A 22,255-nucleotide genomic window follows, 5' to 3' on the forward strand; every position below is an offset into this window, starting at 1 on the left:
CCTGCGGGCGCGAACCACGTGTCATTTCAATTGCGGAGAACGTCATCATACCCAGCCTCAAGGCAGGGGCACGCATTCAAGCAGGGCTGCCACCAGGCGCTCGCCATCCCAACCTTCGGCCGCAGCCTCATAACTGGGCAGCACACGATGGCGCAGCACGTCCGCGGCAACGCCGCGGATGTCGTCCGGGGTCACGTAGTCGCGGTTGGCCAACCAGGCACGGGCACGCGCGCAGCGCTCCAGCGCGATCGAACCACGCGGGCTTGCACCCCAGGCGATGCGTTTGGCGAGCTTGGCGTCATAGGCGCTGGCGTCACGCGATGCCAGCACCAGCGCAACCAGATAGCGTTCCAGCTGCGGTGCCATATGCAGTTCCAGCACCTCGCGGCGCGCCTGTTCGATCTTCTGCAGCGATATCTTCTCGATCGTCGAGGACTGCGGCCGCATTGCGCGCAGGGCGCGCTCACGTGCCAGCCGCAGAATTTCGGTTTCGGCACTGGCATCCGGGTAGCCGATGCGCACATGCATCAGGAAGCGATCCAGCTGCGCCTCGGGCAGCGGGAAGGTGCCTTCCTGCTCGATCGGGTTCTGCGTTGCCATTACCAGGAACACATCCGGCAAGGGATAGGTGTTGCGGCCCACCGTTACCTGGCGCTCGCCCATCGCTTCGAGCAGTGCCGACTGTACCTTGGCCGGGGCGCGATTGATTTCGTCGGCCAGCAGGATCGGATGGAAGATGGGGCCGGCTTGGAACTCGAAACGGCCTTCCTGGGAGCGCCAGATATCGGTACCGGTGAGGTCGGCAGGCAGCAGGTCCGGAGTGAACTGGATGCGCGCGAAGCTGGCATCGATCCGCGAGGCCAGCGCCCGGATGGCGGTGGTCTTGGCCAGCCCGGGCGCGCCTTCCACCAGTAGGTGGCCATCGGCCAGCAAGGCGGTCAGCAACCGGTCGACCAGCAACGACTGACCAACGATTTCGCTGGCCAAGGCGTCGCGCAATGCAGTGAATTCCTGGTGCAGGCCGCTGTCGCGGACCGGGGCATCAGCGTGGTTGGGCAGTTGGGGAGGCAGGTTCATAGGCGCAGTTTGACTGATCTACGATGAAATGGTTCCAAACACCGGCCAGTAAACGGAAAAGGGCCGCGATACGCGGCCCTTTTCCTTAACGGTAACAAGTGCTTACTGGGCGGCCTTGGCCACGCGCAGGATCTTCGGGGTCACGAAGACCAGCAGTTCGGCCTTGTCCTTGCTGCGACCACGTTGCTTGAACAGATTGCCAAGGAACGGGATATCGCCGAGGAACGGCACCTTGCTGACGCTTTCCTTGTCGGTGAACTCATACACACCACCGATCACTACGGTCTGACCATCATCCACCAGAACCGCGGTATTGATTTCGCGGCGATTGATGATTGGAACCACGCCGAAGTTGGTGACCGGCAGGTAACGATCAACCTCGTCCTTCTTCACGTTCATATTGAGGAAGACGCGGTTGTCCTGGGTGATGGTCGGGGTGACCTTCAGTTCCAGCAGCACTTCCTTGAACTGAACGTTGGGCGTAGCAGCAGCGCCAGAACTACCGCCGGTAATGGTGACATAACCGATTTCCTTACCCTGCTTGATCACGCCTTCACGCTGGTTGGCGGTGACGATACGCGGGTTGGAAATAACTTCGCCCCGCCCTTCTTCCTGCAGTGCCGACAACTCCAGATCCAGATTGAAGTTCGCACCCAGCAAGGTGTACGCAAGGCTCGGCCCCAGACCATTGGCCGAGGTAAAGGTACCTGCCGGCAGATTGACGTTGAGCCCACGATTGGCGTTACCCACACCGTTGGTGGTGCTGCCGATCGTTGCCTCGTTGTCACCCTGGTTGTAGGTGCGTTTGCCACCAATACCGAACTTCGCACCCAGGTCGCGGGCGAAGGTGTCGTTGGCAATCACGATGCGGCCTTCAATCAGCACCTGGTCGACCGGGCGATCGATCACCGCGATCAGCTCACGCATCTGCGCGACCTTCTTCGGGATATCACTGATCATCAAGGTATTGGTGCGCTCGTCGGCAACCAGGCGACCGCGCGGCGAAAGGAAGCCATTCTCATTCTGGCTACCGCCACCACCGCCACCCTCACCGCCGCCACTGCCACCACCACCGATGCCCTTGGCTTCGGTAAGTGCTTTGAAAATGGCGGTAGCGCTGTGGTAGTTGATCTGCACGTAATCGGTGATCAGATCCGAGCGGTTATCGATTGCGATGCGCGCATCTTCCTTGTCCTGCTCGAACTTGGCCAGTTCCGGCTGCGGCGCCACCCAAACCACGCCACCATCACGACGCTTGTCCAGGCCCTTGGCACGCAGCACGATGTCCAGTGCCTGGTCCCACGGCACATTGACCAGGCGCAGGGTCACATTGCCCTGCACCGTGTCGGAGGCGACCACGTTGAGGTTGGACTCCTCGGCAATCAACTGCAGCACGGTGCGCACCGGCACGTCCTGGAAGTTGAAGGTCACCGGGCGCCCGCTGTAGCCACGTGCTGCAACCGTAGCCGCAGCCTGGGCAACAGTCTTGGAGGTCACCGCACCGGTGGCCACATCGGCCTTGCGCGGGGTGATCTCGACCACGTACTCATTGCCGGTCTGATAGGCCAGCGAGTCGAATGCACCATTGGTGCTGAGCACCAGCTGCGAACCCTGCCCGGACGGCTTGGCGTCAATGCGCTGCACCGGTGTGGCGAAATCCACCACATTGAGCGGCCGCTGCAGTTCGGCCGGCAACACGGCATTGCCAACGTCGATCACGACATTGTTGCCCTGGTTGCGCAGGTCCGGGCTTGCGCCCTGACCATCGAACTGCATGATCAACCGTCCGGTGCCGTCATCGCCACGCTTGAAGTCGATCTTGGTAACGGAAACCGCCTTCACTGCCTGCTGGGTGGCGGCAGCAGCGTCGCCGACTCCCGTAACAGGCGGTGCTGCGAAGGAAGAGCCGCACACCGCTGCCAACGCCACTCCCAGGGCGCAGACGCGGACCAGTGCATGGCGCCGGATGGGACGCAGGCTCAGGGCTTTGGTAAAAGTCATCGTGCTATCCCCTAATCAATCAACGATCGTCCAGTGCAAGCGAGGCTGGGCGTTCCAGCCAGCCACCTGCACCGTCCGGCACTAGTTCAATCAACTCGATCCCGTCCTCGCGTACGCCGGTGACACGGCCATCGCTCTGGCCCATGTACACCCCAGGACGCACGCGGTAAGTGACCTTGTCCGGCCCCATCACCAGGGCCACGGCGCCTGCGCCGTTGCCGATCGTGCCCACCATGTCCAGGCTGTCGAGCGGGAACGCTTCAAGCGGTTCCTTGCGACGGTTCGGATCAGGCCGCAGCTGGTTGTTGCCGTCGTCGGACACCCAGGCGTCACTGAACGGATCACGCAGGCCTTGGGCCGAGTACTCGAACGTCTCGAACTGCTGCATCACCGGCAACGGTGGCAGCGGCTCGGCCGGACGTGCGCGCACGTCGGCAGTCCATTTTTCAAGATTTGGCGCATCGCCGGGGGTGCTGGTGATGCCGCGGGCGCAACCGCCCAGCAGTACCACGCACACCAGGCCCAGTGCCAAGGAGGAAGTTCTATGCATGATCACTGCCCTCCCTTCTTCTTGGCATCGGCGGCAGCCGCCTTTTCCTGGTCAGCCAATTCGGTGTCATCCAGATAGCGGTAAGTCTTGACCGTGCCGGACAGTTCCAGCGCGCCACCCGGAGTGATCACGCCCTGCCCGCCCTTGGGCTTGAGGTTGATGTCGTGCATGGTCAGGATGACCACGCGCGGCAACGAGGCCACACCGCTGACGAACGCGCCGAACTGGTGGTAGCTGCCCACCAGACGCAGGGCGATCGGCTTCTCGGCGTAGAACTCCTTGAGGGTTTCATCGCCCGGCTTGAACAGTTCGTTGTTCAGGCCGCTGGACAGCGCGGTCTGCGAAACATCGATGATCAGGTCCGGCATTTCGGTCTTGCTGGGCAGCTGCCGCAGCATCTGCTGCAGTACCTGCTCCATCTGTGCCAGCTGCAGTTTCAGCGGTTCCAGGTTGGCAGCGCGCTTCTGTTCTTTCTCGAACTCATCACGCAGCGAAGCCTCCTTGCTGACCAGGCCTTCCAGCTCTTCGCGCTGGCCGCTGATGACCAGCAGGTACGACAAACCGATGATCAGCAGCGACAGCAGCACGCAGAACACGATCTTCGCGTTGCGTGGCCAAGCGCCGATGTTGTTGAAATCCAGCTCTTTGGCGTTGAATTTCTTGCTCACGAACGCGCCTCCTTCTGCGCCGGCGCTGCCGGTGCGGTCTCGCCCTTGGGCTGCTCGGCCCCACCTGCCGGAGCCGCAGGAGCGGCGGGCGTCGTGGTTGCCGGAGCGACAGGTGCTGCCGCGCCCGGTGCCGCCGGGGTAGCCGACGCAGCTGCCTGCCCGGCCGGAGCTGCGTCGGTAACGACAACATCACCCACGTCGGACTCACCTTCACCCGGCGTAGGCAACTTCACCTTGAGGGTGAACACATACGGCAAGGACTTGATGTCGACAACGCTGCCGGTCTTTTCCTGCGCGCGCGCTTCGATGATGGTGAGCTCCGGGCTGGTCATCCAGCCGGACGTCTCAAGGTTGCGCATATAGGTACTGACGCGGGCATTGGACTGCGTACGGCCTTCCAGGGTCAGCGTGTCGCCCTCCTGCTGGAGTGCGGTCAGCACCACGCCATCGGGAATGGTGCGCACCAGCGAATCGAACAGGTGCACCATCTGCGAACGCTTGCCCTGCAGTTCCTCGATCACCTTCTTGCGGTCGAGCAGACGCTTCTTCTGCACGTCCAGGCGGTCGATTTCCTTGTTCTGCTCCTTGACCTTTGCGATTTCCGTATCAAGGTAAGAATTGCGCTCGTTCTGCCCGCTGATCTGCTGGCTGAAGTAAAACCACAGCAAGCCCGACAGCACCACGCCACTGAGCGCGGCAAAGCCCAGCATCCCGTAGAACTCACGTTGACGCTGTTTGCGACGCTCCTCGCGCCACGGCAATAGGTTTATCCGTGCCATCAGTCAAACCCCCTCATGGCCAGACCCGTCGCGATCATCAGCGCCGGTGCATCCTGGTTCAGTGCATGCGCCTGGACCTTGGGTCCCAGCGTCATCTGTGCCAAGGGATTGGCTACCGATGTGGCTACACCCAGCTGTTCTTCAACCATGGTCGGCAAACCGGCCAGAGCGGCACAACCGCCCGCCAACACGATGTGGTCGACCCGGTTGAACTCGCTGCCGGCGTAGAAGAACTGCAACAGGCGGCTGATCTGCTGCACTGTCGCCTCCTTGAACGGCTCCAGCACTTCAACCTCATAGCTTTCCGGCAAGCCGCCCTGGCGCTTGGCCAGGCCTGCTTCCTCGTAGCTGAGCCCGTAACGGCGCATCACCTCGTCGGTGAGCTGTTTGCCGCCGAACACCTGTTCGCGGCTGTACAGGCTGCGACCACCGCGCAACACGTTGAGCGTGGTCATGGTTGCACCGATGTCGACCAGCGCCACCACGCCATCACTGGGTACAGCCAGCTCGCTGGCGACCAATGCGAATGCGTTCTCAATCGCGAACGCCTCCACATCCATCACCTTGGCGGTCAGCCCACCCAGCTCCAACGCGGACTGGCGCAGCTCGACGTTTTCCGAACGCGAAGCGGCCAGCAGTACCTGCACCATTTCTGGATTGTTCGGCACTGGACCCAGCACTTCGAAATCGAGGTTTACTTCGTCGATGGGGTACGGGATGTAGTTCACCGCCTCCAGCTCGACCTGTGCCTCCAGGTCGTTCTCGTCCAGGTCGGCCGGCATCGGGATCACCTTGGTGATCACCGCCGAACCGGCAACAGCAGCAGCAGCCCCCTTGGCCTTGCTGCCTGAACGCGCAACAGCCCGACGAATCGCTTCGCCGACTGCCTCGACTTCGACAATGTTCTTCTCCACCACCGCATTCGGCGGAAGAGGTTCCACGGCGTAATGTTCCACGCGAAAACGATTACCGCTGCGGGAAAGCTGCAACAGCTTTACCGCAGTCGAACTGATGTCGACGCCAATGATGGGCGTCTGACTCTTTGGGATAAGCCCCACGGATTCTCCCCTGCCGACGGGCACTTGGACGCAAGTGTTGCGCCGGCGCATTAATAACGTTTTTTCAGCAAATGGCAACCACCCGGAATGCGAGACGCGATGTGCATCACGCCGCCCAGCTGTATCCCCGTTTGCTCTCCCCAGGACTCGGCCCCAGCCGCTCCCCTGCGTAATCTATACTCTGCGGCTACAAAAACCGCAATCGGGACTTCTGGATGCCACGTTTTCGTCGCTGGCTGCGTTGGCTGCTGGCCCTCATTGTCGCCTTCTCCCTGGTGGGCGCAATCGCCATCGGCTCGCTCTATTACGTTGTCTCTTCCAAGCTGCCGGACGTGCAGGCGCTGCGCAATGTCGAATTGCAGGAGCCAATGTATGTCTATGATAATGAAGGGAAATTGATGGCGGTTTTCGGCGAGACCCGCCGCTACCCGGTGCAGATGAAGGACGTCCCGGAGCGCCTGAAGCAGGCGTTCCTCGCCACCGAAGATGCCCGTTTCTATCAGCATGACGGCATCGATTACAAAGGTATTGCCCGCGCTGTGTGGCTGATCGCACGTACCGGCTCCAAGGACGGTGTACCCGGCGGATCGACCATCACCCAGCAGGTTGCGCGGCAATTCTTCCTCAGCAGCGAAGTCAGCTACACCCGCAAGTTCGCCGAAATCCTGCTTGCCCGCAAAATCGAGAGCGAGCTCAGCAAGGACGAGATCTTCGAGCTGTACCTGAACAAGAGCTTCTTCGGCAACCGCGCTTACGGCATCGGCGCCGCCGCCGAGTACTACTACGGCAAGAAGCTGGCCGAGCTGGACCTGGATGAAATGGCCTCGCTGGCCGGCATTCCCAAGTTCCCGTCCAGCGGCAACCCGCTGAGCAACCCTGAACGTGCCCGCCAGCGCCGCGACAACTACGTGCTGCAGCGCATGGCCGACTTGGGCTACGTGACCCAAGCCGAGGCTGACGCCGCCAAGGCGGTGGCGATGCATGCCAGCCCGCATGAACCGCCGGTGCAGGTCTATGCCCCGTACGTGGCCGAGCTGGTGCGCCAGGAAATGATCGCCAAGTACGGCGGCGACGTGCTCAACAAGGGCTACCACGTCACCACCACCATCAACGGCCAGCTGCAGGAGGCCGCCACCACGGCAGTCCGCGATGGCCTGATGACCTACGACCACCGCCACGGCTGGCATGGCGTCGAGCAGCATTTCGACGTTGCCGCCGATGCCGACAACACCGCGCTGGCCCGGCATATCGCCGCCATCCCGGCACAGTCGGGCCTGCTGCCCGCGGTGGTTTCGGCCATCCATGCCGATGGCGGCATCACCGTTGTGCTGGCCGACCGCAGCGAGCTGGTGTTGCCGGTGGCCGCAAGCCGCTGGACCAACCGCAGCCCGGCCAAGCTGGTCACCCGCGGCGACATGATCCGTGTGCGCGCCGGTAGCAAGGAAGGCGAATGGCTGATCGACCAGATTCCGCGCGGCCAGAGCGCACTGGTATCGGTTGACGCTGAAAGCGGTGCATTGCGCGCCCTGGTCGGTGGCTTCAGCTTTGCCGGCAACAAGTTCAACCGTGCCACCCAGGCCCGCCGTCAGCCCGGCTCCAGCTTCAAGCCGTTCATCTATGCGGCCGCGTTCGACAAGGGCTTCAATCCCGCCTCGATCGTGCTGGATGCGCCGGTGGTGTTCCGCGACCGCCGCGGCAAGACCTGGCAGCCACAAAACGATGGCGGCGGCTTCCGCGGCCCGATGCGCCTGCGCGAGGCGCTGGTGCAGTCTCGCAACCTAGTCTCGGTGCGCCTGCTCGACAGCATGGGAGTGGACTATGCGCGCAAGTACATCAGCGAGTTCGGCTTCCAGGAGGCCGAGCTGCCGCCGAACCTGTCGATGTCGCTGGGCACCGCCTCGCTGACCCCGCTGTCGGTGGCGCGCGGCTATGCAGTGTTCGCCAACGGTGGCTCGCGCGTGGATACCTGGATCGTCGATGAGATCAAGGACCGCGACGGCAACGTGATCTTCAAGGAAAACCCGGCCATGGCCTGCCGCGGCTGCGGCGGCACCTCGACCGCCGGCGCGGCGCCCGCCAGCCAGGTGGTGGATGGCTTTAATTTCGGTGCCGAGGCAGCACCGGTTGCCGCCAAACCGGCCGAAGCCAAGCCCGAGGCCATCGAACCCCCGAAACCGGTGAACCCCAATGCCCGCACCGCGCCGCGCGCCATTGATGAACGCACCGCCTACCAGCTGGTGTCGATGATGCGGGATGTGGTCCAGCGCGGCACCGGCACCGCGGCCAAGGTATTGGGCCGCGAAGACGTGGGCGGCAAGACCGGCTCCACCAACGACCACCGCGACGCCTGGTTCTCAGGCTTCGGCGGCCCGCTGGCAACCACGGTGTGGGTCGGCCGCGACGACTTCCGTTCGCTGGGCTACCGCGAGTACGGCGGCAAGGCGGCACTGCCGATCTGGATCGACTACATGCGCGTGGCGTTGAAAGACGCTCCCATCGCCAAGAACGATCCGCCCTCGGGCATGGTCCAGGCAACGCTCAACGGCGCCACCGAATGGGTCAAGACCGAAGATCTGGACCGCGTCCAGGACTTCGACTTCGGCCAGCAGGACCACGCCACCGACGACGCGGCCTTCGACATCTTCTGAGCCACCACAGGCGGCGGGACGCAAGCCCCGCCGCCTGCCTACAATCGGGCCAGCAGCCACCAGGTACCGCCCGATGCCCTCATCGTCACCGCACTCCCTCCCACGCAACGCCCGCGAACGGCAGCTGATTGCGCAGGAGGCCGCACGCCTGATCGCCGAAAGCGGCATCCATGATCTCGAACATGCCCGCCGCAAGGCCGCTGCCAAGCTCGGCATCAGCAGCGAAGCGGCGTGGCCGCGCCTGAGCGAGATCGAGCAGGCGTTGCGCGAGCACCAGCTGCTGTTCGCATCGGACAGCCAACCCGGCGCATTGCGACTGCGGCGTGAATCGGCGCTGCAGGCCATGCAGTTCCTGCAGGCCTTCCAGCCCCGCCTCACCGGCGCGGTACTGAGCGGCGTTGCCGTTGGCGACAGCCCGGTGGTCCTGCACCTGCACTGCGATGACCCCGATGCGGTACAGCGCTTCCTGCACGAACAGCGCATTCCTGCCGAGGCACGTACCTGGTCTTTGCGCCTGGCCGGGCATTCCTCAAAGCAGCTTTACCCAGGCTGTGAGTTCGCCGCCGATGGCATCGCCTTCGAACTGGTGGTGTTGCCGGAAGATGGCCTGCGGCAGCCACCGGTATCGGCGGATGATGGCAAGCCACTGCCGCGCGCGACATTGGTGCAGCTCAAGCAGTTGCTGGCGCTGGAATCCTAGAAGCACCGGTAGTGCCGAGCCATGCTCGGCAGAGGCCTCTCCAGGAACGCATGCAGTACCTGCTTGCGGCAAAGAGAGGGAGCAGAACGGCGGCCGCAGGCTTTTTGTGGGAGCGACGTAAGCCGCGAAGCTGGCACTGCGCGAAAGACTAAAAGCCACCCCCTCCCCAGCCCTCCCCTTGCCTACGGCAAAGCGAGGGAGCAGAACGGCGGCCGCAGGCTTGTTGTGGGAGCGGCGTAAACCGCGAAGCTGGCATTGCGCGAAAGACTAAAACCAACCCCTCCCCAGCCCTCCCCTTGCCTACGGCAAAGCGAGGAAACGTAGTGCCGAGCCATGCTCGGCAGAGGCCTTAACGGCAAAGCTCCTGCCGAGCATGGCTCGGCACTACAGAGCTACCAGTCTGCGTTTGTGGGAGAGAAACACAAACAAAAAAGCCCCGCCGAAGCGGGGCCTTTTGCGGTGATGGTAGCGGCGCATCACTGCGCCACGGCCATTACTTGTAGTCGCGCACGTCGTGGCCGGTGTAGACCTGGCGCGGACGGCCGATCTTCATTTCCGGGTCGACCTGCTGTTCCAGCCAATGCGACACCCAACCCGCGGTGCGGCCCAGCGCGAACATGACGGTGAACATCTCGGTCGGGATGTTCAGTGCCTTGTAGATGATGCCGCTGTAGAAATCGACATTCGGGTACAGCTTGCGGGCGACGAAGTACTCGTCCTGCAGCGCAGCCTGTTCCAGCTTGATTGCCACGTCGAGCAGCGGATCCTGCACGCCGAGCTGGCCGAGCACCTGCTTGGTCATTTCACCGATGACCTTGGCGCGCGGATCGAAGTTCTTGTACACGCGGTGGCCGAAGCCCATCAGACGGAAGCCCGAGGTCTTGTCCTTGGCCTTGACCACGGCGGACTCGACATTGTCGGCCGAACCGATCTCTTCCAGCATCTTCAGCACGGCTTCGTTGGCGCCGCCGTGTGCCGGGCCCCACAGCGCGGTCACGCCAGCGGCGACCGACGCGTACGGGTTGGCGCCGGTGGAACCGACCAGACGCACGGTCGAGGTCGAGGCGTTCTGCTCGTGGTCGGCATGCAGGATGAACAGCAGATCCAGCGCCTTGACCACGTCCTTGTTCAGATCGTACTTGCCGTCGGCCGACTCGAAGGTCTGCTTCAGGAAGCGGCTGACATAGTCCAGCGAGGTGTCCGGCTTGTTGGCCGGCAGGCCTGCACCGTGACGGTAGATCAGGGCCGACAGGGTCGGCACCTTGGCGATCAGGCGCACGGCAGCCTGGCGGCGCTGTTCGGTGTCATCCAGGTCCAGCGAGGCATGGTACTTGGCCGACAGCTGCGCGATCGAGGCAGCCAGGATCGCCATCGGATGCGCGTCCTTGGCAAAGCTGCCGATCAGCGTGTTGATCGAATCATCGACGCCGGCTTCGGCGCTTAGTTCGGCTTCGAAAGCCTTCAGCTGATCGGCGCTCGGACGGTCGCCATTGATCAGCAGGTAAGCCACTTCGACGAAGCTGGACTTGTCGGCCAGCTGCTCGATCGGATAGCCGCGATACAGCAGCACGCCCTTGTCACCATCGATGTAGGTGATGGCCGACTTGCAGCTGGCGGTAGCGGTGTAGCCAGAGTCGTAGGTGAAGAGACCGGTTTCCTTGGTCAGCTTCGAGATATCGACACAGTTATTGCCCAGGACGGGTTTGACGACAGGCAGAACGACCGACTTTTCGCCGGCGTTGAGCGTGACCTGATCAAGATCGGACACAGTGTGCGCTCCTCAAGTGGAAGGCGCCTGTCCTGACGAATGGGGTGCGGGCAGGCGCGTGAAGGAATTCCGCAGTTTTGCACTGCGGTTCCGACGATTATCGCACAGCAGCATTTGCAGATTGCGAAGACAAAAGTCTTATAGCCGGCGTTTCAGCGCGACACAGCGTCACGCTGGCAAACCCGCCACATTCTGCAAGGATTCAGCCGTACGACAGGCAAGACAAAACAACGGCCGCGCAGGGCGCGGCCGTTGTCTGTGCAGCAACAACCTGTACCAATCAGCGCGCGTAGCGCTTCTGGAACTTGTCGATGCGGCCGCTGGTATCGATAACCTTGTGCTTGCCCGTGTAGAACGGATGCGAAGCCGAGGAAATTTCAACCTTGACGAGCGGATACTCTTCGCCGTCTTCCCACTTGACCGTTTCCTTGGAGGACATGGTCGAACGGGTCAGGAACTTGAAATCGGAGGTCACGTCGTGGAAAACGACGTTGTGGTAATCGGGATGGATATCGGCCTTCATGGGGCTCACACCGTATAGGCTGGTGGTCAAGACCGCCATTATAGGCAGGGCTTGCCGCAATTGGCAAGCCAGCCTTCCACCCCGCTGTTTAACCGGCCGTTACAGGCCCAGCGCCCGCTGCACCTGCGCTTCGAAGCGGGCCTGATCATAGCCGATCAACAGGGCGGTATTGTCCGGCGCGCCGGTTTGGCGGTTCCAGTCGACGATGGTGGCGCCACGGCTGCGGCTACCCGTCAGTTCGATCGACAGCGGCCGCTGCTCGACCACCTTGCCGCCTTCCGGCTGCAGCGCCCAGGCCATCGCCAGGGCATCGGCGGCGTACCAGCGTTCACCACGGCTGTCTTCCGACCACAGCCGGGTCTTGCGCGAGATCAGTTCGTAGAAACGGGCCTTGGCGGTATCGGCGGCCAGCCACTGCTCCACATCGCGGTGCATCAGTCCGTGGGCAAGCGTGGCTTCCCAGTCGGCCACTTCGATGAACGGAAAACCGCTGAACACGATATGCGCCGCTTCCGGATCGAAGGCGATATTGAATTCGGCAGCCGGGGTGATGTTGCCGTGACCGGTGATCGCGCCGCCCATCACCACGAAGCGCTTCACGCGTTGCGGCAGGCTCGGATCCAGCTTCAGCGCCAAGGCGATATTGGTCAGCGGGCCGAGTGCGACCAGCAGCAGCTCGCCAGCGTATTGGTGCGAAAGCCGCAGGATTGCCAGGGCGGCATGCTCAGCGTCCTGCGTGCGTGCGGTCAGCGGCAGGTCGACGTCGCCGAAGCCGTCGCGGCCATGCACGTGCGCGGCGTCCTCAGCCGGGTAGACCAGCGGATCGGCGGTACCGGCGAACACCGGCACGTCGTCGCGGCCAGCCACTTCGCACAGCTTCAACGCATTGCGCACGGTGTATTCCAGACCGACGTTACCCGCTGCCACCGTCAACGCGACCACCTCGTGCTGCGCATCGGCAAAGGCCATCAGCAGTGCGAGTGCGTCGTCCACGCCCGGGTCAGTATCAATCAGCAACGGTATCTTCTTGCTCATCTTCTGCTTCACTTCTGGTTGGCCATGGAGTCTGTCACCTCCTCCATGACAGTGGAAGCATGCAATCAGGCCGATGCGTAGCGCACCGCGCCACCGATCCAGCGGCGCACGATCCGGTCGGCCAGATCCGGCGCATCGTTGAGCAGACGTTCGGCCAGATCGTGCACGGTCGGCAACAGGCCCGCATCACGCGCCAGATCGGCGACCCGGAATGCCGCCAGTCCGGTCTGCCGGGTGCCGAGCAGTTCGCCGGGACCGCGCAGTTCCAGATCCTTTTCCGCGATGAGGAAGCCATCATTGGTGAGCCGCATGGTCTCCAGCCGCTCACGCGCCATCGCCGACAGCGGCGCCTGATACATCAACACACAGCTGGAGGCAGTGGCACCACGGCCAACCCGGCCGCGCAGCTGATGCAGCTGGGCCAGGCCGAGGCGCTCGGCGTTCTCGATGATCATCAACGAGGCGTTGGGCACATCCACGCCCACTTCAATCACCGTGGTAGCGACCAGCAGATCGGTTTCGGCCTGTTTGAATGCGCGCATCGCCGCCTGCTTTTCGGCAGCCTTCATGCGCCCATGCACCAGCCCGATGCGCAGCTCCGGCAACTGCGCCGACAATGTCTCAAAGGTAGTCTGCGCAGCCTGCGCATCCATGCGCGCATTGCCGGGCCCCGCATCTTCCTCACTTTCCTCGATCAGCGTGCATACCCAATACACCTGCCGGCCCTGCTGGCAGGCCACGCGGATGCGTTCGACCAGTTCCGGGCGGCGCTCGGCGCTGATGGCGATGGTCTGCACCGGCGTACGCCCGGGCGGCAGTTCGTCGATGGCTGATACATCCAGATCCGAATACGCCGCCATCGCCAAGGTGCGCGGGATGGGCGTGGCGGTCATCACCAGCTGATGCGGCACCACCCCGGCCGTTGCCCCCTTGTCACGCAATGCCAGCCGCTGGTGTACGCCGAAGCGGTGCTGCTCATCGACGATGGCCAGGGCAAGATCGTTGAACACCACGGTTTCCTGCATCAGCGCGTGTGTGCCCACCACCACCTGCGCATGGCCACTGGCCACGTCGTCCAGCACCTTGGCACGGGCCTTGCCGGTAACCTTGCCGGCCAGCCACGCAACGCGCACGTCCAAGGGTTCCAGCCAGCTGCGCAGATTGTTCAGATGCTGCTCGGCCAGCAGTTCGGTCGGCGCGGCCAGGGCCACCTGCTTGCCGCGCTCCACGGCCAGCATCGCCGCCAGCGCCGCGACCACGGTCTTGCCGGAGCCCACGTCGCCCTGCACCAGCCGCAGCATGGGATGCGCGCGCGCCAGGTCCTTGCGGATCTCATCGAACACGCGCTGCTGCGCGCCGGTCAGGTGGAATGGCAGCGACTCGCGCAAGGCCTTGACCAGGCCATCGCGGCCGCGCAATGAAGGTGCGCGATGCTGCTGCAACGCGATGCGTTGCCGGCGCAGGCTCAGGTGATGGGCCAGCAGTTCTTCCATCGCCAGCCGCCTTTGAGCCGGATGCGTGCCCGCGCCCAAGGCAGCGATATCCGCATCGGCCGGCGGCCGGTGCATGGTCAGCAAAGCATCGCGCAGCGACGGCAGGCCCATGCCGGCAAGGAAGGCCGGCGGCAACAATTCCAGCGCGGCGGCAGCCGGCAGGCGGTCCAATGCCTGCCCGATCAGCTTGCGCAGGCTGGCCGGGCCAATCCCCTCCACCGCCGGGTACACCGGGTCCAGCAGTTCACCCAGCAGCGCATCTTCGCCATCACCGAGCATGTGATAACTGGGATGCACGATCTCCAGACCCAGCTGCCCCGCGCGCGGCGTGCCATAGGCGCGCAGGCGCCGGCCGACGGCGAATTGCGCTACCTGTGCGGCGCGAAAATGAAAGAAACGCAGCACCAGGGTGGCGCCGGAATCGTCGCTGATCGCCACCCGCAGCACCGGCCGGTAACGGAAGCCCCGTTCCACGGCCTCCACCCTGCCCTCCACCTGCGCGGCCATGCCTGCTTTCAGCGCGCGGATCGGCAGCAACGTGGTGCGGTCTTCGTAACGCAGCGGCAGGTGCAACCACAGGTCCTGCAAGGTGCTCAGGCCCCGCGCTTCCAGCTTGGCTGCCACCCGTGGCCCAACCCCGGCCAGATGGCTCAGTGGTTCGGTGGATAGATCGAGGGTGGCGAGGTCACGGCGTGCAGACATTGCATAAGGATGCCGTCATGCGCCGCAAACAGAAACCCCGGCGTGGTGGGACGCCGGGGTTTCCTACTCCCCAACTGCTGATTTGCTGTGTCGATTGGCGCCTTGGTGCGGTAAATGTACGTGGCTAATAGGCCCTCACCCCCAACCCCTCTCCCGCAAGCGGGAGAGGGGAGCCTTTTTCGCAGGCAACATTTTTAGAACTTCACGGTCATCTCCAGCCCGTAGGTGCGCGGGTCGGTGATGGTTGCGCCGACTACGCCCAGTGGGTCGTGGCCATAGGTGTTCAGGCCGCGCACGTACTGCTTGTCGAATACGTTGTTGGCGTACACCGCCCAGTTCCAATGCTTCAGCGGTGAGGTCCAGCCCACGCGTACATCGGTGCGCTGCTGTGATTCACCGATGTTGAGCACCTTGCTGATGCCGCAATCCCCCTGCAGGTCGGAGCCTGCATTGCAGCGGGTGGCGCCACGGTAGGCATGACGCAGCGAGAAGCGCAGCTGACCGTTGCCGCCCAGATCAGCGAGGTATACCGCGCCGGCCGATGCGCTGAAGCGCGGTTCGCCGGTCGGTGCCCCGTCCAGGTCAACGCCTTCCGGCGTCACGTAGTTCTTGTACTTGGAATCTATCCATTCCGCCGCCGCATCCAGGGTGAGGCCGTCGGTGACCTTCCAGCGCATGTCGAAGTCCACGCCGGTGGCCTCCAGGTCGCTGGTGTCGAACACATAGACGGGGATATCGACCGGATTGTTGGGGTCCGGGTCGATCAGGCGGATCGCCTGGCGGTTGTCGTACTGGTAATGGAACACGGACACGTTGTAGGAGAAGCGGTCGAAGCTCTGCTTCAGGCCGATTTCCAGGTTCCACACGTCCTCGTTCTCGAACGCCGGGCCGATCTGCAGCGCGTTGAAACCGCCGGCCTTGTAGCCCTTGGCCAGCGAGCCGAACACCATGGTGTCGTCGTTGAGGTGGTAGTCGACGACGAAGCGCGGGCTCCAGTCGCTCCAGCTCTTCTTGTCCCGCACCAGCTTGCCCTTGTTGGCCATGGCCGGCGGATCGATGAAGGCCATGTCGAAGGTCAACAGTTCACGGGTGATCGGGATACCCATCAGCGCCAGCGCCTGGAAGAAGCCCACTGCCTCCAGCGTGCCCAGCTTGGCCTCCAGCCCCGGCGCGTTGCGTGGCGTATTGAGCCAGCTGAAGTCCTTCTCGTCGCGGGTGTAACGCAGGCCGAAGGTCAGGTTGAGGCGATCGGTGGCCTTCCAGATGACGTCGCCGAAGGCGGCGTAGGACGTGGTGTCCAGCGTGTTGTTGAAGCGTTCGTTCCACTTTTCGCCAACCAGCGAAATCGGAATGCCGTTCATCTGTGCCAGCATCGAGGTGAAGTTGAACAGGCTGCCATCGGGTATGCCCAGCTGATACGCCACACCCATGTTGCGGATGATGTTGTCCACCGCCTCGGTGTTGGTATTGACCTCGCTGGTCTGGCGCGCGTCCTCGTTGAAGTAGCTGGCGCCGGCCACCCAGTCGAAGCGCTCGTTGCTGCCGGAGAACTTGAACTCCTGGTAGAAGGTTTCATTGTTCTCGGTGTTCTTCGAGTCCACGTACAGGTCGAAGCGATTGGTACCGTCTTCCTCGGTGTGGTTGGTGGAGTCGTACTGGCGCCAGGAACTGGTGGAGGTGAAGTTGCCCCACGACAAGGCATGATCGACGATCAGGCTGACGCCATCGAAGGTGCGCCATTCGGCGTTGTCGGCATCGCTATAGGTCTTGATCTTGCGCGGGTCGAGATAGTCGTCCGGGTCCACCGGCACCGGCGGCCGCTGCGGATACGCCGGCAACGGCACGATGCCGGTGGTGACACGGCCGTTCTGGTCCAGGCTTTCATGGTCCCAGCTCACATAGGCGGTGGTGTTGTCGCCGAAGCGGGTCTGCCAGGCCGCACGCGTGGCCCAGACATTCTCGCCGCCCAGGTCCTTGCCGGTGGCACCGTCCTGGAACCAGCCGTCACTGGTGTTGATCAGCGCATTGAAGCGCAGCGCGGAATTGTCGCCGGTGGGAATGTTCCACATCGCATCGGCGTATTTCTTGCCGTAGTTGCCCACGCGTACCGTGGCGCGCGCTTCGGTTTCGGATTGCGGCCGGCGGGTGATCAGCGAGATCGCGCCGGCTGCGGTATTGCGGCCGAACAAGGTACCCTGCGGGCCCTTCAGCACCTCGATGCGTTCCACATCGACGAACGGCAGCAGCACGCCACCACCGCGCCCGCCGTAGACGCCATCGACGAAGATGCCCACCGCCGGATCGGTACCAATGCCGAAATCATCGGTTTCAACACCACGCAGCTTGAACGAGGGTTGGGTCGGCTGCACCGCACTGATCACCAGGCCCGGCACCAGGCTGTCGATGTCGCCCAGGTTCTCCGCCGCCACGTCATTGAGCAGGTTCTGATCGACCACCTGCAGGGCGATCGGCACATCCTGTATTTCCTGCTGCCGGCTCTGCGCGGTGACGGTGATGCGGTCAAGCGTGGTGGCAGCATCCTCCGTCGCCGACTGGGCCATTGCCGGGGCCGTTGCCCCCAACACCATCAGCCCGGCCATGGCCCGCTGCAAACCGACTACCAGATTCCGTTGCTTCACTCGCATCGCGTTCTCTCCCACGCAGTGAGGTATACCGGCGTCAGACCGCCGGCGGGCCCGTGTTGCCCGGCTGGCCTTCGCCCGCCGTATCGCAGTTTGTCTGCAGCGCATCGATCCATTGCCGGATCAGCGCTACGCCTTCGGTGTGCACGACCGCGCGCCCGACCTCGGGCATCATCACCGCCGGGTCATCGCTGTCCATGCGGTAGGCGATGATCGAAGCGTCGGCATCGCCAGGCTGGATGTCGTAGCGGCGGTTGCCGGTGCCCTTGCCGGCGGCGATGGGCTGCTTGCACATGCCCAACTTCAGGTGGTCCTGGGTGGACGCATCCAGCCACAGGCCGGAGGTGATGGCCGGGCCGGTGCGGCTGTGGCAATGCCCGCAGTTCACGTCCAGGTAGGCACGGGCACGCGCCTCCAGCGGCGCCTGCGGATTGGTGGCATCGGCCATGCGCGGCAGCTGCTCCGGCGCTGGCAGGTCTTTCAGATAGCCGAGTTTGACCAGATGCGCGAGCTGGTTGTCGCGGCCACCGGCATAGTCGAAATCGCGGTTGAGATGACGGGCCTTGGGGCCTATCGGCAGCAGCTTGCGCGAGCGGTTGTCGGTGATATGGCAGCCGCCGCATTGGTTCTGGTCCGGCACCTGGTAGGACAACGCTTCGCGTGTGCCATCGGCGGCCACCAGTTCCAGATCGACACTGGCACCGGTGCGTTGCAGGCGGGCCTCGGTCTGCGGCTCGTTCCAAACATAGGGCAAGGCCACCCAGCCTTCCTTGCGGTGGACCAGCAGCCGCGTCTCGATCAGGCGCACCTTCGACAGGTCCAGGGTTTCGCCCTGCAGCACCGATTGCGCCGGTGGCGTACGCGCCACCGATTTGCCGTCAGCCGCGCCAGCCGTGGGCAGCGGGTAATAGAAGGTCTTGCTGAGGATGGTGCCGACCGGGAAATCAAACGCATGCTCGGGCTGGTAACCCGCCGCTTGCCGCTTGGGCATCCACAGCGTGCGCAGCTTGTGCGCGTAATCACTGAACAGCGGTGTGTTCAGGTCATACGGCACCACGCCGTCGTTGAGTGACAGCCGGCCATCGCGAATGCGCAGCACATGCCACTCATCCAGCGTCGCCGGCTGGCCCTGCTCGAAAAAGTGCACCGCTTCCGGCTTGCCGCACCCGGCCAGCACCAGCAAGGCAGCCACCAACACCATTCCCCGCACCATCAGCTTGCGCATGCCCAGGCCTCAACCACGCTTCAGGTCGATGGCCGGCAAGCGCGGCAGATCGCATTCGAATGGCTTGGCGTCCTTGCTCGGGTTCTTGTAACCGCCCGGGCCATCGGCGTTGATCACGCCACTGACGTTGCGCAGGCAGATCTGCGGGCCGACCTTGACCCCGTCCACCACCCGCGCCTTGTTGTAATAGCCATCCCACAGCACGTCCGGAAAGTTGCCGGTCAGGCCGTACATCGCCAGCTTCAGCGCCTTCAGGTCCAAACCATCGGGCGAGTCGCCACCACCGGACAAGGTGTTGTTGTGAATGTAGATGCGCTCCGGGTACGGATCGAAGTTGGGCGAGGCGCTGCTGTCCTTGTAGCCGGTGGAATACACGCTGGAAACGATGATGTTGGTGGTGGCGTTGTCGCGCACCTCGTTGTCGAACACCTCGATGTCATCGTTGGAATTGATGACGATGCCCGAGCCAGCAGGCACGCTGGCCACCGGCGTGCCCTTGGCGCCGAAGTTTTCGTAGTTGTTGGCGATGACCTTGTTGTTGAACACGCGGATGTTGCCACCCTGCTGCGACAGGCCCGGCATGTTGAACACCAGGATGCCGCCGGTATTGCCGGTGGCCACGTTGTCGTACACATCCGCATTGCGGGTGTTCTCGACCTCGATGCCGGCCACGTTCTGCTCGGCGCGGCTGTTGCGCACGATCACCCCATCAGACTGGCCGACATAGATGCCCGCATCGGAGGCACCGATGGAGATGGTGTTCTCGATCAGCACGTTCTTGGTCAGCACGGGGTAGATGCCATAGGCGCCGTTCTTGGTGCTGGGGCCGCCGGTCCACTGCACCTTGACGCCACGGATGGTTATGTTTTCCGACTCGCTGATCTTCAGTCCGTCGCCCTTCGAGTCCTCGATGGTGAGGTTCTCGATGGTGAAGTTGTCGCCATTGACCAGCAGCCCCTCGGCGCCGGCTTTCTGCCCCTTGAAGCTGAGCACGGTCTGGTCCATGCCGGCGCCGCGCAGGGTAACCCCGTCGGCACGCAAGCTCAGGCTGCGCTCGAACTGGTGGCGGCCGGCCGGGATGTCGATCACATCGCCGGGCTTGGCATCGAGCAGGCGCTCCTGCAGCGTGGCTGCGAATGCCCCATCCGCAGCAGCGACAGCCGGCGTCTGCTGTTGCGGCTGCTTCTGGCAGCCGGACGCCAGCACGGCCAAGGTGGTGGCAACTGCCCAGGGAATGCTGCGCTGCATGATTCGGGACTCCATACGCCTGCCAATGTTGATTTGCAGTCTCACCTTCAGGCGGTGTTCACGCGAAGGGCAAGACCGGCATACTTGGGGGGGAAAAGCGGACAAGCTGGAGGGGCTTGAATGCAGCGCAGGAACCCGGGCGGCGACCGCCTGGCCATTGCCAATGTGCCAACCAACATGCTGTGCGGCCTGTTGCTGCTTGGCAGCGAGCTGGGCGTGGACACCGACAGCTGGCTGCTCGGGCTGCACCTGAGCCAGGACCAGCTCAACGATCCGCGCACCCGCATTTCCTACCGCCAGGCCTACGAAGTGATTCGCCGCGCCCTGCCTACCCTGCCGATGGATGCGGCCGGGCTGGCGATGGGCGGTGCGCAGAATGGCGGCAATTTCGGCCTGCTGGGGCTGGCGATGAAAACCGCGCGCACCTTTGGTGACGCCGTGCGGATCGGCCTGGACTACCAGCGCAACCTGGGCCCGTTGATGGACCTGGTTCTGGAAGAAAACGACGCCGACACGCTGGCCGTCATTGCCACCGCGCCGGAGCAGGTGAACGATCTGCTGCCGTTCCTGTGCGAAGAGATGTTTTCCAGCATTCTGATGCTGGCCCGTGAACTGGCCGGTGATGCGTTCAGCCCGGCCGGCCTGGAGCTGAGCTACCCGGCCCCGGCCAGCATCGACCAGTATCGTGCGGTATTCCGCTGTGAACCCCGCTTCGACCAGCCGCGCAATGCGATGCTGGTGCACCGGCATTGGATGCAGCTGCCGTTCGCCAGTTACAACCCGGTGACCTCACAACAGGCGTTGTCGCTGTGCCGCGCGCAGTTGGCCACGCAGGCATCGCATGGCGAAACCACCGCGGCGCTGGAGCGCCTGCTGCGCAGCCGGCTGCGCGACAACCCGCAGATGAGCGATGCCGCACAGGCCCTGCATCTGAGCGAACGCACCCTGCGCCGGCAGCTGGCCGAGGAAGAAAGCAGCTTCAGTGAAATCCACGACCGGCTGCGCACCGAACTGGCGCTGGAGCTGCTGCAGGACGCGGAGCTGAGCATCGCCGCTGTCGGCAACCAGCTCGGCTTCAATGACGCGCGCGAGTTCCGCCGCGCGTTCAAGCGCTGGACCGGCCATACCCCCAGTGACATCCGCCGCCAACCAGGCTGAAACGCAGATGCCCGGCAAAGGCCGGGCATCCGCATGCAGCGTTGAACGGTGCTGGATCAGTCGATGATCATGATCGCATCGACTTCGAATGCGGCGCCCTTCGGCAGGCCCGACACTTCGATGGTGGAACGGGCCGGGAACGGGGCCTGGAAGTATTCCTGCATCACTGCATTGACCTTGGCGAACTCACCCAGGTCGGTCAGGTACAGGCCCAGGCGGACCATCTTGTCCAGCGAACCACCGGCTTCCTCGGCAACGGCCTTGAGGTTGTCGAAGGCGCGGCGGGCCTGTGCGGTCACGTCGACGGCGACGATCTCACCGGTAGCCGGGTCCAGCGGGATCTGCCCGGAGAAATACACGGTGTTGCCGGCGCGCACAGCCTGCGAGTACGGGCCGATGGCGGCCGGGGCGTTGGCGGTGTTGATGATCTGGCGGGACATGGACAACTCCAGTCTGGAAAAGGTGGGCCATTGTAACGTCGCCACCTTGGCGGCTGCCTGACCGCGCCGGGCGGGCGCTGGTCAAAACTTCACCACCTCCCGCAAAGCAAGGCTGCACAAGGGCTGCGAAGGATTATCCACAGCTTGTGGATACAGCAGGACACAGCCTGTGTGGATAGCACAGCAAGGTAGAGCCGAGCCATGCTCGGCTGGGGCTTTCCCGCTGCATCCGATGCGGTCTTTGTTTGTGGGAGCGGCGTAAGCCGCGAAGCAGATGCTCCAACAGACTGCAGGCAACGCCATGATTCCAACAGCCCAAGCTTCGCGGCTGACGCCGCTCCTGCAGATGGCCGGGAAAGCACCTGCCGAGCATGGCTCGGCACTACGGGAGTCATCCACAGCTCATGGACAAAATATCACCATGTTTTGCAGAGGCCCGCCGCGCAAGGGCTGCGCGTGCTTATCCACAACTTGTGGATGCAGCAGGACACAGCCTGTGTGGATAGCGCGGCAAGGCTCGCCCGTGGCATTCCTGGAAAT

General features: G+C 63.5%; 17 protein-coding genes. 3 read left to right on the top strand and 14 right to left on the bottom strand.

Going from position 1 to position 22,255, the window contains the following annotated elements; translation table 11 throughout:
• Window positions 1-57: 57 nt before the first annotated feature.
• The 6 genes from BCV67_RS05210 to BCV67_RS05235 all read right to left on the bottom strand — a co-directional run bounded on the left by BCV67_RS05210 (window position 58) and on the right by BCV67_RS05235 (window position 6,133).
• Window positions 58-1,077 (bottom strand): AAA family ATPase, encoded by a 1,020-nt coding sequence (locus BCV67_RS05210; protein WP_062166773.1) that lies wholly within the window; start codon window positions 1,075-1,077, stop codon window positions 58-60.
• A 102-nt stretch (window positions 1,078-1,179) separates the two neighbouring features.
• Window positions 1,180-3,078, bottom strand: coding sequence for a type IV pilus secretin PilQ (locus BCV67_RS05215; protein ID WP_062166774.1), 1,899 nt, complete (start codon window positions 3,076-3,078; stop codon window positions 1,180-1,182).
• Between the two features lie 19 nt (window positions 3,079-3,097).
• On the bottom strand, window positions 3,098-3,628 hold the full coding sequence (locus BCV67_RS05220; RefSeq protein ID WP_062166775.1) for a pilus assembly protein PilP: 531 nt from the start codon (window positions 3,626-3,628) through the stop codon (window positions 3,098-3,100).
• 2 nt (window positions 3,629-3,630) lie between these two features.
• Entirely contained in the window at window positions 3,631-4,296 is a 666-nt protein-coding gene (locus tag BCV67_RS05225) for a type 4a pilus biogenesis protein PilO (protein ID WP_062166776.1), read from the bottom strand.
• Window positions 4,293-5,075: a PilN domain-containing protein gene (locus BCV67_RS05230; RefSeq protein WP_062166777.1), complete on the bottom strand. Its 783-nt coding sequence runs from the start codon at window positions 5,073-5,075 to the stop codon at window positions 4,293-4,295. Before BCV67_RS05230 ends, BCV67_RS05225 begins: the two co-directional genes overlap by 4 nt.
• A complete protein-coding gene (locus BCV67_RS05235) occupies window positions 5,075-6,133 on the bottom strand; it encodes a pilus assembly protein PilM (RefSeq protein WP_057629032.1) in 1,059 nt (352 codons plus the stop codon). The genes BCV67_RS05230 and BCV67_RS05235 overlap by 1 nt, the downstream gene beginning before the upstream one ends.
• A gap of 215 nt (window positions 6,134-6,348) precedes the next feature.
• On the opposite strand from BCV67_RS05235, the gene BCV67_RS05240 reads away from it, so the two are divergent.
• Window positions 6,349-8,781, top strand: coding sequence for a penicillin-binding protein 1A (locus BCV67_RS05240; RefSeq protein WP_062166778.1), 2,433 nt, complete (start codon window positions 6,349-6,351; stop codon window positions 8,779-8,781).
• Window positions 8,782-8,854: 73 nt separating this feature from the next.
• Entirely contained in the window at window positions 8,855-9,481 is a 627-nt protein-coding gene (locus tag BCV67_RS05245; protein ID WP_062166779.1) for a hypothetical protein, read from the top strand.
• Window positions 9,482-9,974: 493 nt separating this feature from the next.
• Here the strand turns inward: BCV67_RS05245 and BCV67_RS05250 are convergent, their stop codons facing one another.
• From BCV67_RS05250 to BCV67_RS05280, 7 genes are all read right to left on the bottom strand, one after another.
• The gene (locus BCV67_RS05250) at window positions 9,975-11,249 is read right to left on the bottom strand and encodes a citrate synthase (protein ID WP_062166780.1); all 1,275 of its coding nucleotides are present in this window, start codon (window positions 11,247-11,249) and stop codon (window positions 9,975-9,977) included.
• Window positions 11,250-11,529: 280 nt separating this feature from the next.
• On the bottom strand, window positions 11,530-11,772 hold the full coding sequence (locus BCV67_RS05255) for a type B 50S ribosomal protein L31 (protein ID WP_054657059.1): 243 nt from the start codon (window positions 11,770-11,772) through the stop codon (window positions 11,530-11,532).
• 99 nt (window positions 11,773-11,871) lie between these two features.
• Window positions 11,872-12,807 (bottom strand): nucleoside hydrolase, encoded by a 936-nt coding sequence (locus BCV67_RS05260; protein ID WP_062171432.1) that lies wholly within the window; start codon window positions 12,805-12,807, stop codon window positions 11,872-11,874.
• A gap of 65 nt (window positions 12,808-12,872) precedes the next feature.
• The gene (gene recG / locus BCV67_RS05265; protein ID WP_062166781.1) at window positions 12,873-15,002 is read right to left on the bottom strand and encodes an ATP-dependent DNA helicase RecG; all 2,130 of its coding nucleotides are present in this window, start codon (window positions 15,000-15,002) and stop codon (window positions 12,873-12,875) included.
• 194 nt (window positions 15,003-15,196) lie between these two features.
• The gene (locus BCV67_RS05270) at window positions 15,197-17,641 is read right to left on the bottom strand and encodes a TonB-dependent receptor (protein WP_172837725.1); all 2,445 of its coding nucleotides are present in this window, start codon (window positions 17,639-17,641) and stop codon (window positions 15,197-15,199) included.
• Window positions 17,642-17,681: 40 nt separating this feature from the next.
• On the bottom strand, window positions 17,682-18,869 hold the full coding sequence (locus tag BCV67_RS05275) for an SO2930 family diheme c-type cytochrome (RefSeq protein ID WP_062166783.1): 1,188 nt from the start codon (window positions 18,867-18,869) through the stop codon (window positions 17,682-17,684).
• 9 nt (window positions 18,870-18,878) lie between these two features.
• Window positions 18,879-20,117: a parallel beta-helix domain-containing protein gene (locus BCV67_RS05280; RefSeq protein ID WP_062166784.1), complete on the bottom strand. Its 1,239-nt coding sequence runs from the start codon at window positions 20,115-20,117 to the stop codon at window positions 18,879-18,881.
• A 120-nt stretch (window positions 20,118-20,237) separates the two neighbouring features.
• Between BCV67_RS05280 and BCV67_RS05285 the strand changes: the two genes are divergently transcribed.
• Entirely contained in the window at window positions 20,238-21,275 is a 1,038-nt protein-coding gene (locus BCV67_RS05285; RefSeq protein ID WP_062166785.1) for an AraC family transcriptional regulator, read from the top strand.
• Between the two features lie 56 nt (window positions 21,276-21,331).
• On the opposite strand, the gene BCV67_RS05290 is transcribed toward BCV67_RS05285, so the two are convergent.
• Window positions 21,332-21,715: a RidA family protein gene (locus BCV67_RS05290; RefSeq protein WP_062166786.1), complete on the bottom strand. Its 384-nt coding sequence runs from the start codon at window positions 21,713-21,715 to the stop codon at window positions 21,332-21,334.
• Window positions 21,716-22,255 lie beyond the last annotated feature (540 nt).

The sequence above is a fragment of the Stenotrophomonas nitritireducens genome, assembly GCF_001700965.1.
Taxonomy (GTDB): Bacteria; Pseudomonadota; Gammaproteobacteria; order Xanthomonadales; family Xanthomonadaceae; genus Stenotrophomonas; species Stenotrophomonas nitritireducens_A.